This window comes from Actinoallomurus liliacearum (assembly GCF_039542035.1).
GTDB classification, from domain to species: Bacteria; Actinomycetota; Actinomycetes; order Streptosporangiales; family Streptosporangiaceae; genus Actinoallomurus; species Actinoallomurus liliacearum.
Map to the genome: position 1 here is coordinate 190,473 of NZ_BAABHJ010000008.1, position 12,617 is coordinate 203,089.

11 protein-coding genes are annotated in these 12,617 nt (G+C 70.9%); 6 read left to right on the forward strand and 5 right to left on the reverse strand.

Features of this window, described 5'->3' with window-relative positions:
• Window positions 1–2 precede the first annotated feature (2 nt).
• Both ABD978_RS15635 and ABD978_RS15640 read left to right on the forward strand, forming a co-directional pair.
• Window positions 3–485 (forward strand): hypothetical protein, encoded by a 483-nt coding sequence (locus ABD978_RS15635; RefSeq protein WP_345354148.1) that lies wholly within the window; start codon window positions 3–5, stop codon window positions 483–485.
• Complete coding sequence (locus ABD978_RS15640) at window positions 482–2,632, forward strand: bifunctional polysaccharide deacetylase/glycosyltransferase family 2 protein (protein ID WP_345354150.1); 2,151 nt, start codon at window positions 482–484, stop codon at window positions 2,630–2,632. The genes ABD978_RS15635 and ABD978_RS15640 overlap by 4 nt, the downstream gene beginning before the upstream one ends.
• A gap of 10 nt (window positions 2,633–2,642) precedes the next feature.
• Here the strand turns inward: ABD978_RS15640 and ABD978_RS15645 are convergent, their stop codons facing one another.
• Together ABD978_RS15645 and dapE are read right to left on the reverse strand one after the other, a co-directional pair.
• A complete protein-coding gene (locus ABD978_RS15645; RefSeq protein ID WP_345354152.1) occupies window positions 2,643–3,038 on the reverse strand; it encodes a MerR family transcriptional regulator in 396 nt (131 codons plus the stop codon).
• A gap of 120 nt (window positions 3,039–3,158) precedes the next feature.
• Window positions 3,159–4,214 (reverse strand): succinyl-diaminopimelate desuccinylase, encoded by a 1,056-nt coding sequence (gene dapE / locus ABD978_RS15650; RefSeq protein ID WP_345354154.1) that lies wholly within the window; start codon window positions 4,212–4,214, stop codon window positions 3,159–3,161.
• A gap of 221 nt (window positions 4,215–4,435) precedes the next feature.
• On the opposite strand from dapE, the gene ABD978_RS15655 reads away from it, so the two are divergent.
• Both ABD978_RS15655 and ABD978_RS15660 read left to right on the forward strand, forming a co-directional pair.
• Complete coding sequence (locus ABD978_RS15655; protein WP_345354156.1) at window positions 4,436–5,263, forward strand: peptidoglycan recognition protein family protein; 828 nt, start codon at window positions 4,436–4,438, stop codon at window positions 5,261–5,263.
• A gap of 89 nt (window positions 5,264–5,352) precedes the next feature.
• Window positions 5,353–6,183: a lysozyme gene (locus ABD978_RS15660; RefSeq protein WP_345354158.1), complete on the forward strand. Its 831-nt coding sequence runs from the start codon at window positions 5,353–5,355 to the stop codon at window positions 6,181–6,183.
• Window positions 6,184–6,245: 62 nt separating this feature from the next.
• On the opposite strand, the gene ABD978_RS15665 is transcribed toward ABD978_RS15660, so the two are convergent.
• Window positions 6,246–7,082, reverse strand: coding sequence for a 2,3,4,5-tetrahydropyridine-2,6-dicarboxylate N-succinyltransferase (locus ABD978_RS15665; protein ID WP_345354160.1), 837 nt, complete (start codon window positions 7,080–7,082; stop codon window positions 6,246–6,248).
• Between the two features lie 71 nt (window positions 7,083–7,153).
• On the opposite strand from ABD978_RS15665, the gene ABD978_RS15670 reads away from it, so the two are divergent.
• Window positions 7,154–7,978: a hypothetical protein gene (locus ABD978_RS15670; RefSeq protein ID WP_345354162.1), complete on the forward strand. Its 825-nt coding sequence runs from the start codon at window positions 7,154–7,156 to the stop codon at window positions 7,976–7,978.
• A gap of 70 nt (window positions 7,979–8,048) precedes the next feature.
• Here the strand turns inward: ABD978_RS15670 and ABD978_RS15675 are convergent, their stop codons facing one another.
• Entirely contained in the window at window positions 8,049–9,683 is a 1,635-nt protein-coding gene (locus ABD978_RS15675) for a flavin monoamine oxidase family protein (RefSeq protein WP_345354164.1), read from the reverse strand.
• Between the two features lie 202 nt (window positions 9,684–9,885).
• Here ABD978_RS15675 and ABD978_RS15680 point away from each other — a divergent pair, with 202 nt between their 5' ends.
• Window positions 9,886–11,544 carry an outer membrane protein assembly factor BamB family protein gene (locus tag ABD978_RS15680; protein WP_345354166.1) on the forward strand — a complete coding sequence of 553 codons (1,659 nt, stop codon included), beginning with the start codon at window positions 9,886–9,888 and terminating at the stop codon, window positions 11,542–11,544.
• A gap of 106 nt (window positions 11,545–11,650) precedes the next feature.
• Here the strand turns inward: ABD978_RS15680 and ABD978_RS15685 are convergent, their stop codons facing one another.
• Entirely contained in the window at window positions 11,651–12,610 is a 960-nt protein-coding gene (locus ABD978_RS15685) for a response regulator (RefSeq protein WP_345354168.1), read from the reverse strand.
• Window positions 12,611–12,617: the final 7 nt, after the last annotated feature.

Sequence of the window (12,617 nt, forward strand, 5' to 3'; positions counted from 1 at the left end):
CCGTGAACCAAGCGACTGAGGTCCTGGAGCCGGACCCCGTTTTCGTCGATCCGACGGGCCGACGGGGACGGATCATGCGCCGTGCCGGGATCGCGCTCGGGTGCCTCGTCGCCGGCTACCTCGTACTCATCGGGGTCGGGCTGGCCACCGGGGCGCGGGTGCCGCTCACTCCGTGGCCCCAGGCGCGTCCCGCCACGTCCGGCCACGGTCACGCCGCACAGCTGCTCATGCCCCGCGGCGGGGCCCGCAGCTCGCTCCCGACCCCGGGCTCGACCGATCCCCGGTCGCCGAGCGGCCCGACACGGACCGGCGGCGCGTCCGGCTCCCCGAAGGCCGGTGCCGCTCCCGCCGGTACGAAGCCCACCCCGGCATCCGCGACCCCGACCACCGGGCCGACCACCTCCGCTCCGACCGCCACGCCGGCCACCCACGGCAAGGGCAAGGGCGTCGGGCTGACGAAGAGCCCGCACCCGAAGCACTCATGACGGGCCGCGAGAAGCGGCGGCGTGACCCACGCGGCCACTGGATCCTGTTGTTCCTCGGCGCCCTGACGCTCGTCGGCGGTCTCCTGCTGGGGGGATACGCCCACGGCGTCGTCGGAGAGTCGACGCAGCACGAGTACACCAAGAGCGGTTCGGCGCCGGCCGCCGTCGCCGACGGCGGTCCCGTCGTCAACCTGTCGGGCGGTGCCCCCGAGAGCGTCCGGGCCCCCCGCCGTACGATCGCGCTCACCTTCGACGACGGACCCGACCCCCGCTGGACCCCGCAGATCCTGGACGTGCTGCGACGTCACGGGGCGCACGCGACGTTCTTCGTCATCGGCGCGCACGTCGCCGACCATCCCGACATCGTCGACCGGGCCATCCGCGAGGGCGACGAGATCGGCTCGCACACCTACACCCACGTCGACATGGCGAGTTCGTCGCCCTGGCGCATCCGCTTCGAGCTCGACCTGACCCAGCGCGCGCTCGCCGGCGCGGCCGGAATCCACACCCGGCTCATGCGGATGCCGTACTCCTCGGTGCCGGACGGCCTGTCGGCGCCCGAGTACCGCGCGGCGCAGGAGGCCGGACGGCAGGGCTACGTCGTGGCGCTCACCGACCAGGACACCGAGGACTGGCGGCGCCCGGGCGTGGACAGGATCGTGCAGGCCGCGACGCCCCGGAAGGGCGCCGGCGCGGTCCTGATGTTGCACGACTCGGGCGGCGACCGGAGCCAGACGGTGCAGGCCCTCGACGTGCTGCTGACCCGCCTGTCCGCCAAGGGGTACCGGTTCACCACGCTCAGCCAGGCGATGCGGCTGCCGTCCGCCGACGTGCCCGCCTCGACCCTCGACAAGGTGACCGGAACGGCGCTGATCGACGGCCAGCGCTGGTCCGGCCGGCTGACCGGCTGGCTCGGCGTCCTCTTCGCGATCGCCGGTGTGCTGACCACGCTCCGGCTGCTCGCCCTCCCGCTGTTCGCGCACGTCCACGTACGGCGGGTGCGTCGCGAGCGCCGTCGCCGCGCCGGCGTGCGACAGGAACCTCCGCCGCCGGTGTCGGTGATCGTCCCGGCGTACAACGAGGAGGTCGGACTGGCGGCGACGGTGCGCTCCCTCGTCGCCACCGACTACCCGGCGCCCATCGAGGTCCTGATCGTCGACGACGGGTCCAGCGACGACACCCCGGTCATCGGCGCCCGGCTGGAGCGGGAGCTCGCGAACGTCCGGCTCGTCCGGCGACCGAACGGCGGCAAGCCGGCCGCGCTGAACACCGGCATCGCGCACGCCTCCCACGAGGTACTGGTCCTCGTCGACGGCGACACGGTCTTCCAGCGCGACACGATCGGCAACCTCGTCCGCCCGCTGGCCGACCCGCGCGTCGGAGCGGTCAGCGGCAACACCAAGGTGGCCAACCGCAAGGGCCTCATCGGCCGCTGGCAGCACCTCGAGTACGTCATCGGGTTCAACCTCGACCGGCGGATGTTCGACGTGCTCGAGTGCATGCCGACCGTGCCCGGCGCGATCGGGGCGTTCCGGCGGGAGGCGCTCGCGTCGGTCGGCGGCCTCAGCACCGAGACCCTGGCCGAGGACACCGACCTGACCATGGCGATCTGCCGGGCGGGCTGGCGGGTCGTGTACGAGGAGACCGCCCTCGCCTGGACCGAGGCGCCGTCGTCCCTGCGGCAGCTCTGGCGGCAGCGGTACCGGTGGTGCTACGGGACCCTGCAGGCGATGTGGAAGCACAAGCGGGCGCTGGTCGAACGCGGCCGGTCGGGCCGGTTCGGCCGCCGTTGCCTGCCGTACCTGACCATCTTCCAGGTCGCGCTGCCGTGCCTCGCCCCCGTGGTCGACGTCTTCGCCGTGTACGGCATGTTCGTCATGAACCCGTTGACCGTCGCGGTGTCCTGGGTGGCGTTCACCGCGGCGCAGGCGGCGGCCGCGACGTACGCGCTGAAACTCGACGGCGAACGCCTCAGGACGCTGTGGGTCATGCCGCTCCAGCAGATCGTCTACCGGCAGCTGATGTACCTGGTCGTCATCCAGTCGCTGGTCACGGCCGTGCTGGGCGCCCCGCTGCGCTGGCACGTCATCCGCCGGACCGGGACGTTCTCGGAGGGAGACCCCCTGCCGTCCCGGGTCGGCGTCTGACGGCCCGCGGTCACCGGCCGAAGCGGGTGCGCTCGATCTCCTCGTACGCGTTGATCTTGTGGTCGATGAGCTCGAGGTCATGCTGCAGCTCGTCGATCCGGGCGGCCACCTCCGCGCGGTGCGCCACGAGCAGCGCCTTGCGGTCGGCGGCCGTTCCGTTGCCCTCCCGGGCCAGCTCGGCGTAGCGCAGGAGGGTCGCGATGGGCATCCCGGTCGCGCGCAGCCGGGTGAGCAGGGTGATCCAGGACAGGTCGCGCTCGGTGTAGCGGCGGTGTCCGCTGACATCGCGCTCCGGGGGCTCCCGGAACGCGCCGATGCGCTCGTAGTAGCGCAGGGTGTGGGTGGAGACGCCGGTGCGCTCGGCCGCCTCCGCGATCGTCAATCCGTCAGCCAGGACCTGGCCCATCAGGCCACCTTCCCGCGTCGATGCCGCTCTGGGGTCCGGGGGAACTCGTCGGTGTCGTCGGTGTCGTCGGTGCCGCGGCCCACGTCATGAGCCGCGCCGCTCGGATCTCGGCGGCGGCGCTCACGAAGTGAGCCAGGCCCGCATCCGCTCCTCACTCGCGAAGATACGCGGAATCTCGACGTACTCATCACGGGTGTGCGACAGGCTCGGTTCACCGGGGCCGTAGTTGACGGCCGGGATGCCCAGCTCGGAGAACCTCGCGACGTCGGTCCAGCCGAACTTGGCACGCACCGCGCCGCCGGTGGCCTCGGTGAACGCCGCCGCGACCGGATGCGTCAGGCCCGGGCGCGCACCCGGCGCGCCGTCGACCACGGTGACCTCGTAGCCGTCGAACAGCTTTCGGAGGTACCGCTCGGCGTCGGCCAGGGACTTGTCGGGCGCGAACCGGTAGTTGATCGTGACGACGCACTCGTCGGGGATGACGTTGCCCGCGACCCCGCCCCGGACGAACACCGCGTTGAGTCCCTCGTGGTACTCCAGGCCGTCCACCACGGGCCGCTTCGGCTCGTACGCGCGCAGGACGTCGAGCACCGCGGCGGCCTGGTGGATGGCGTTCGTCCCCATCCACGACCGCGCGCTGTGCGCCCGCTCGCCGGCGACCTTGACCTCGATGCGGATGGTGCCCTGGCAACCGCCCTCGACGATGCCGCCCGACGGCTCCATCAGGACCGCGAAGTCGGCCTGCAGGAGCTCGGGCCGGGTCAGGCCGATGCGCCTGAGGCCGTTGCGCTCCTCCTCGATCTCCTCGCACTCGTAGAAGAAGTACGTGACGTCCCGGGTGGTCTCGGGGATGGTGGCCAGCTTGAGCTGTACGGCGACGCCCGCCTTCATGTCCCCGGTCCCGCAGCCGTACAGCCGGTCGCCCTCCACGCGGGAGGGCAGGTTGTGGTTGATCGGCACGGTGTCGAGGTGCCCGGCGATCACGACCCGCTCGCTGCGGCCCTGCGACGTCCGCGCGATGACCGTGTCGCCGTCCCGCTCGACGGACAGGTGGGGCAGGGCACGCAGCGCCTCCTCGACCGCGTCGGCGAGGGCCTTCTCGTTACCGCTCACCGATTCGATGTCGACGATCGCCGCGGTCAGGGACGCGACGTCCTGAGTCAGATCAAGCCGCATGGGGCCTGAGCCTACGCCAGTGATGCCCGGATCCGGCCAGCCGCCCGGCGGTCTGCGGCCGCGCCGTTAATCAGCCTGAACTGCGCGGATCTGCCGACCTGCCAACGAAGGCGGCAATATTAGGGGATTTTTCCACTTACTTACGGCTTGCCTCGTTGGTTATTTACCTATGAGAGGGAGCGAATCGCCGTTTGTTTTCGCCCGGAAGGACCTCCCCCGCCATGGACCATCCCCCCGCCCACCCCCGCAGCCGGCCCGCCGCACCGCCCGACCCCGCCACCACCGGCCCCGACCTCGCCCGCCGAGACGTGCTCATGCGCGCGGCCGCCGTCGCGGGCGGCGCCGTCCTCCTCGGCGCCGCCGACCTGACCCGCCCGCGCTCCGCACACGCCGCCACCAGGCCGTACGTCTACACGCGCGCCGAGTGGGGAGCACGGCCCCCGACCTCACCCGCCACCATCATCAAGGCGCCCGATCACCTGATCGTGCACCACATGGCCTTCCCGAACTCCACCGACTACTCGCTCGCCCACGCCTTCCAGCTGTCCCGCGACTGCCAGGACCTCCACATGGACACCAACGGCTGGAGCGACACCGGGCAGCAGCTCACGATCAGCCGTGGCGGCTACGTGATGGAGGGCCGCAACCGCTCCATCGAGGCCATCGGCAAGGGCGCGAACGTGATGGGCGCCCAGTGCGCGAACGAGAACGGCCACACCCTCGGCATCGAGAACGAGGGCACCTACACCACCGAACTGCCGCCCACCGCCCTGTGGAACTCGCTCGTCCAGACCCTCGCCTGGCTCTGCGACCTCTACGGGCTCTCCCCGGCCACCGCGATCGTCGGCCACCGCGACTACAACACCACGCAGTGCCCCGGCGACGCGCTCTACGCCCAGCTCCCCCGGCTCCGGTCGGAGGTCGCCGGTGCGCTCGGCCTGGCGTACGCCGCGCGCGCCGAGGCGTCCGGCACGCGATCCGGCCTGCCCGGACCGCGGAGCCTCGGCGACCACGGCCCCGCCGTGGGCGCCGCCGACCGCCGCCCCTGATGGCCGGGCCACTCCGCCCCCGGCCACCCGAGTCCACCCGCCCGCACGGTAGTCCCACCCCCGCCACTCCCGATCCCCAGGAGGAATCCGTGGCCCCGTCCCCCCGCCACCGCATCGCCCGCAGGCTGACCACGGCGTTCGCCGCGCTCGCCGTCGCCGGAGGCGTCCTCGCCGCCGCGCCCGCGGCCGGCGCGTCTCCGAACCCGATCACCCACCCCGACAAGGACCACGCCGGCTCGGGTCTCGCCGCCCGGAGCACCTCCGACGGCACGGTCAGCCCGCTGGTCGCCGGGCTCCCCGGCCTCGACGTCTCCAGCCACCAGGGCAACGTCGGCTGGAGCACGGTGAAGAGCAACGGCGCCAAGTTCGCCTACGTCAAGGCCACCGAGGGCACGTCGTACCAGAACCCCTACTTCTCGCAGCAGTACGTCGGGTCCTACAACGCCGGACTGATCCGCGGTGCCTACCACTTCGCCACGCCGAACACCTCGAGCGGCGCGGCGCAGGCCGACTACTTCGCCGCCCACGGCGGCGGCTGGTCCAAGGACAACCAGACGCTGCCCGGCGCGCTCGACATCGAGTACAACCCGTACGGGGCCACGTGCTACGGCCTGAGCCAGGCCTCGATGAAGAGCTGGATCCACGCGTTCATCAACGAGTACCACGCCAAGACCGGCCGGTATGCGGTCATCTACACGACCCTCGACTGGTGGACCTCGTGCACCGGCAACAACGACGCGACCTTCGCGACGAACAGCCCGCTGTGGATCGCGAAGTACAGCAGCTCGGCCGGCACCCTGCCGTACGGCTGGAGCTTCTACACCATCTGGCAGTACGCCGACAGCGGCACGTTCCCGGGTGACCAGGACACCTTCAACGGTGACGCGTCGCGTCTGCTCGCCCTCGCCAACAACACCTGATCAGAACTGACCGAGGTGCCGGGGCCGTGCCCCGGCACCTCGCGCGTTCAGCGGGATGTGGGTCAGGCGCTCAGGCCGTGGTCCCGCAGGACGTCGTTGAGCTGCGACTTGTCGTGCCGCACACCGGGCTCGAGACGCTTGATCACCAGCACGGCGGGCATCCCGAAGGTGCCGCCGGGGAACTCCTTCAGCCGCGTGCCGCCGACCGCGACGCACCAGTCGGGGATGCGACCCCGGCCGAGCTCCTCGCCGGTCTGCACGTCGATGACCGGCATCGAGGCGGAGAGGTTCGTCCCGGAGCCGACGACCGCGCCCGTGCCCACGCGGGCCCCTTCGACGATCATCGAGCGGCTGCCGATCATGGCCTCATCCCCGATGATGACGGGCTTGGCGTTCGGCGGCTCGAGCACGCCGCCGATGCCGACGCCGCCGGACAGGTGGACGTTCTTGCCGACCTGCGCGCAGGACCCGACCGTCGCCCAGGTGTCGACCATCGTGCCGGAGTCGACGTACGCCCCGATGTTCGTGAACGACGGCATGAGGACCACGCCCGGCGCGAGGTAGGACCCCCAGCGGGCGATGGCGCCGGGCACCACGCGCACCCCGTCGAGACGGGTCTTCAGCGGAATCCGGTCGTGGTAGTGGAAGTCGCCCACCTGCGCGCGGGCCATGCCCAGCACCTTGAAGCTCAGCAGGATCGCCCGCTTGGCGCGCTCGTCGACGATCACCTCGTCGGTGGCCTCGTCGACGAACGCCACACGCGCCTGCCCGGCGTCGATCAGATCGACCGCGCCCACGATGGCGGCTCGGGCGTCGGTGTCCTCGGGGCTCAGGTCGGCCCGGCGCTCCCACAGCTCATCGATGACGCTTGAGATCGGGCTGGTGAACGTGTCGGTCATGCCGGTGAGAATAGCGGCGGCACCGTCGATGAATGTCCGGCAGGGTGTAAGGAACGGGTACCTTCGTGCCCGTGAGTCGGACGAGTGGGAGGCGGCTGCGGCTGGCCGTCATCGCGTTGATCACCACGCTGGTCATCGTCGGCGGCGGTGTCGCGCTGTACGTCCACTTCCGTCCGTATCTCCACGGCACCAACTGCGAGGCCCGTACGAGCACCGGAGTCATGCCGCTCGACCTCGACCAGGCCGCCAACGCCGCCACGATCGCCGCCGTGGCCCTGCGCAAGAAGCTCCCCGAAGAGGCCGTCGTCATCGCGTACGCGACGGCGCTGCAGGAGTCACACCTGCGCAACCTCGAGAGCGGCGACCGCGACTCCGTCGGCCTGTTCCAGCAGCGCCCGTCGCAGGGCTGGGGCACGTCCGCCCAGCTGAAGGACCCGGTCTACGCCGCAAACCGGTTCTTCAACGCGCTCGTCAAGGTCAAGGACTACACCGGGCTGCCCGTCCACGACGCGGCCCAGCGGGTGCAGCGCAGCGCGGACGGCAAGGCGTACGCCCGGCACGAGGAGGACGCCCGGGTCATGGCCGCGGCCTACACCGGCCGCGTGCCCGGCGCCGTACGCTGCTGGTACCCGCCGAACAAGCGCAAGAAGCAGGACCAGTCGGCGCAGGCCCTCGACACCCTGCGCAAGACGCTCAAGCGCAAGGACACCGGCGACGGGATCACCGCGGCCAACGCCCGCAGCGGGTGGACGATCGCGACCTGGATGGTCGCGCACGCCCAGCCGTACGGCATCCACGAGGTGCGCTACGCCGGCCGGCGCTGGCGGTCGGCGCAGGGCCACGACGGCTGGACCAAGGACTCCGACGCCCCCACGGACCGCGTCCTGATCAACTGAGACTGACGTCCGCTCTAGGTAGATGACATCTACGTAGATTCGTTCTACCAAGCGAAAGGCCTCACGGGTCCTACCGAGGGGTGGCGAGGGCGCGCTGGTGGATCTCGCTGACGACGTAGCGGGCGGACAGGAACGCGCCCGCCTGCCAGCCCATGAAGCGCGTCAGCCACTCACCGGCGAAGTACACGCGGCCGTGCGGCTGGTTCAGCAGGTCGTACTGGCCGCTCGTCCAGGACGGCCAGGCGACCCACCCGGTCTCGATGTGCGGGATGCGGTCCCACGCCACGGCGAACGCCGAGACGACCTCCTTCGCGTACTTCGGGCCGTGGATCTTCACCCCCTGGGCGAGGGCGTGCTTGATCCGGTCCGCCGGCGACATCCGGTCGAAGGCGTCGGTGCCCGGCCCCTGCGTGTAATAGCCGAGCAGGACGCCGCCCTTGCCGTGGTACCCGTGGGAGGGGTACCAGATCTGGCTGATGTCCAGGTCGGTGTTGGTGATCCCGCCGTAGATGCGGTCGTCCTCCTCCCACCACCGCCGCCGGTACTCCAGGCCCAGCTTGCCGACGTGGACCCGGGTCGGGTACTCCAGGGCCGCCTTCACCGCGGCGCCCAGGTTGTTGGGGACCCGCGCCATGAGATAGGCGGGCAGGGTCGCCACGCAGTAGTCGCCCTGCGCCATCCGCTGCCGGCCCTTCGCGTCGCGGTACCGCACGTGGACGGCGTCCGGCTGGTCCGTCACCTCCAGGACCTCGGCCTGGTACTCGATGCGGTGGCCGCCGATGCGGTCGGCGAGGGCGTACGGGATGCGGTCCATGCCGCCGATCGGCTGGAACATCATCATCGCCTGGTCCCAGCCGAGTTCGAACGACAGGTTCCGGCCGAGCTGGGAGGCGAGCACGTTGTGCAGGGACGGCGGCGGCCCGAGGACCGTGCCCGGGTGGTCGGCCGCGTCGGGCAGGACCGAGTATCCCCGGCGGTCGGTGCCGGTGTACCTCCACTCGCCGCCCGTGCGGGTGAGGGCGCCGAAGTCCTCGAGGAACGCCATCAGCCGGTCCTTGTCGTCGGCGGACAGCTCCGCGTCGAGCGCACCCTGAGTGGTCGCCTTGGCCAGCAGCTCACTGATGTAGCCGTACGTGTCGGCCTTGACGGCGCGGTCCGTCGTCCGGACATCGGACATCGGCCCGGCGTTCTGGTAATAGACGTAGGCGTCGGCATTCTGATTGACGAACGGCTCGATCGCCACGCCCAGTTCGCGGCAGTAGTCGAGCGTCAACATGAACTGCGCGATCCGTGCCGGACCGGCGTTCAGATAAAGCCCGGGCGCGAACGTGGCGCGCTGTTCGTAACCGCCCAGTTCGCGTTCGACGGTGCCGCCGCGGACCGTCCAATTGCGCCCGCCGGGACGGTTCTTCGCCTCCAGGATGCGGCAGTCGTATCCCGCCTTGCCCAGTTCGTACGCGGTGGCGAGCCCGGCGATGCCGCCGCCCAGGATCACGACCTTCGGGGCCTTGCGGCCCGACAGCGCGAAATCCGCGCGGCTCGGCGGGACGAACGGGCGTCCCGCCGCGTCCGCCGCCGTCGGCGCCAGGCCGAGTGCGCCCATCGTCTCGAACAGGACTCCGGCTCCGCCGGCGATGCCGACGGCCCGCAGGAATGATCTTCTGGTGACCGCACTCCCCATGACGCCCTCCGGCCGATTGCCCATCGGCTGGGGACGATAATCGCTTTGCGGTTCCACTTTAACGAATCGCAGGAATTGTCATCCGGAATTCGTCGGACCGATTATCCGGCACGACCTCTTCATCGCCGTGATTACCCGCCGGTCATCCATATGACGAATATTGGCGGCGCTCGGAGCACGCCCATTTCGGCCGGTTACCGTGGATAAGCCGTCAAGGAGGGAGCTTATGCGATTTCCAGCGGGAAGACCTTTGCAAAGACTGTGGGTGGCACTGGCCGGGGCATTCCTGGTCGTCGGCGCGCTGGCGGGCGCCGTGGCGTGCACCTCCCATTCCGCCTCTGATGTCTCGGCGCGTGACGCCGCAGCGCCACAGCGGACCGCGGGCGAGTGGCCGTCCGGCGGCCAGAACATCTACGACACGCACGGCAACCCGTACGAACACCAGATCAACGCCTCCAACGCATCCCAGTTGACGACGCGCTGGACGGCGACCATGCACGGGGACGTCTCGGCGACCCCCGCGGTCGTCGGCGGCGCGATCTACGTGCCGGACTTCGGGGGGTACTTCACCAAGTACGACGCCCGGACCGGCCGGGTGATCTGGTCGCACAAGGTGTCGGAGTACACCGGAGACCAGAAGAGCTTCTCCCGGACCAGCCCCGCCGTCTCCGGGGACACCGTCTACATCGGCGACCACTACGGCCTGCACGCCACCGGCTCGGCGCCGCCGGTCACCGCCGACGCCGCCCGGCTGCTCGCCGTCGACGCCGCCACGGGCAGGCTGCGCTGGAAGCTCGTCCTGGACAAGCAGTTCGCGGCCTGGCTCACCCAGTCGCCACTCGTCCACGACGGCGTCATCTACGAGGGCATCGCGTCGGGCGAGGAGGACCAGGCGGCCGCGCCGAACTACCAGTGCTGCAAGTTCCGCGGCAACCTGGTGGCGATCAGCGAGCGCACCCACAAGGTGCTGTGGCGGACCTACTTCCAGCCGCCGAACGGCGGGACGACCGGCGGCTACAGCGGTGCGGCGATCTGGAGCGGCACCCCCGCCATCGACCCGGTGAACAAGACGGTCGTCATCACCACCGGGAACAACTACGCCGTCCCCGCCAGCGTGGAGAAATGCCGCAAGGCCGGCGGCACTCCGGAGAAGTGCTTCTCCTCGGAGAACCGCATCGACTCGATCATCGCCGTGGACCTGCGCACCGGAAAGATCCGGTGGTCGACCGGCGCGAAGATGTTCGACGACTGGAACTCCGGATGCCTGCCCGGCGCACCGCCGAACAACTGCAAGCCCGACCACGGCCCGGACGCCGACTTCGGCGACGGCGCGCACATCTCGGTCGTCAATGACCACGGGAAGCAGCGGGTGCTGGTCGGAGCCGGGCAGAAGAGCGGCATCTACTGGCAGCTCGACGGCGCCACCGGCAAGATCCTCTGGAGCGCGGCCCCCGGCCCGAGCGGGCAGCAGGGCGGCATCCAGTGGGGCAGCGCGACCGACGGCAGGCGGGTCTACGTCGCCGAGTCCAACGCCGACTCCCACCCGTACAAGCTGCCGAACGGCAAGACGATCGACTACGGCTCCTTCTCCGCGCTCGACGCTCTGACCGGAAAGCTCGTCTGGCAGATCGCCGATCCGTCGAAGGGGCATGACAAGGCGCCGCTCACCGTGGCGAACGGCGTGGTGTACGCCGGTTCGACGACCGGCCACATGTACGCCCTGGACGCGGCCACCGGAAAGGTCCTGTGGGACCGGAAGGGCCAGGGCTCGTCACTCGCCGGGCCGGCCGTCGTGGACGGGCTCGTCTACTGGGGGAACGGCTACACCGCCAAGTGGGCCACCCCCGGCACGACGTTCTACGTCTTCGGGCTGCCCGGGCACTGACCGAAGGGTCGCGGAACGACCGGGCGGCGGCGCGGCGGACGAACTTCCAGTCCGTCCGCGCGGCCGCCCGGTCTCGTCGTCCGGGCGACCCCGGTGGTGCGTTCGGTCATGTCCGCGTCCGCGCGGCCCTGGTGGAGTGTTCCGTCTTGTCCGCCCGGCCGTTGACCATCCCGCTCCCGGGTGATCCGTCGTGGGACGGACGACCGTTCATGGCCCGCCGGTTCACCGACGTGCCCCGGGCCGGCCCGTCCACCGGCGGGCGGCCGTTCGCCACCCGCCCGTTCACCGGGGTCCTCCGGGGCGGCCCGTCCACCGGCGGGCGGCTCTTCCGGTCGGCTCCGGGCGCGGTACGACGGCCGCTCGGGCCGTCGGCCGGTGAGCGGTCGCTCCCTCCCGGCCCCAGGCGCCGGGCCTCCTGCATCAGGCCGGCGCGGTAGGCGAACGAGACGAGTTGCGCCCGGTCCTTCAGGCCGAGCTTGCAGCGCAGCCGGTAGACGTGGGTCCGTACGGTGGTGGTGCCGATGAACAGCTCGGCGGCCACGTCCTCGATCGACAGTCCCCGCGCGAACAGGGTGAGCACCTCGCGTTCGCGGGCGGTGAGCGACTCGACCTCGGACTGGAGAGGGGTCTCCGTCGGCGCCTCCTGGCGGCGGAACCAGTCCACCAGCCGGGTCGCGACCTGGGGGGCCAGCATGGTCTGACCGTCGGCCGCGGCGCGCACCGCCGAGCCCAGCTGCTCGCGGGTGACCTCCTTGACCAGCAGGCCGTTCGCCCCGGCGTGCAGGACCCGCGAGATCGTGTCCTCGTTCTCCATCATCGACAGGACGACGACCCGCGGCTTCGGGTCGAGGTCCTCCTGGTTGAGTCGCCGTACGAGCTCGAGGCCGGAGATGCCGTCCAGGGCCAGCCCGGTGACCACCACGTGGGGCTGGTGCCGCCGCGCGAGGACCATGGCGTCGATGCCGCTGCCGGTCTCGTCGATCACCTCGATGTCCTCTTCGGCCGCGAGCAGGGCGGACAGCCCGTGTCTGACGATCGACAGCCGGTCACAGACGAGTACACGCATGAATTCT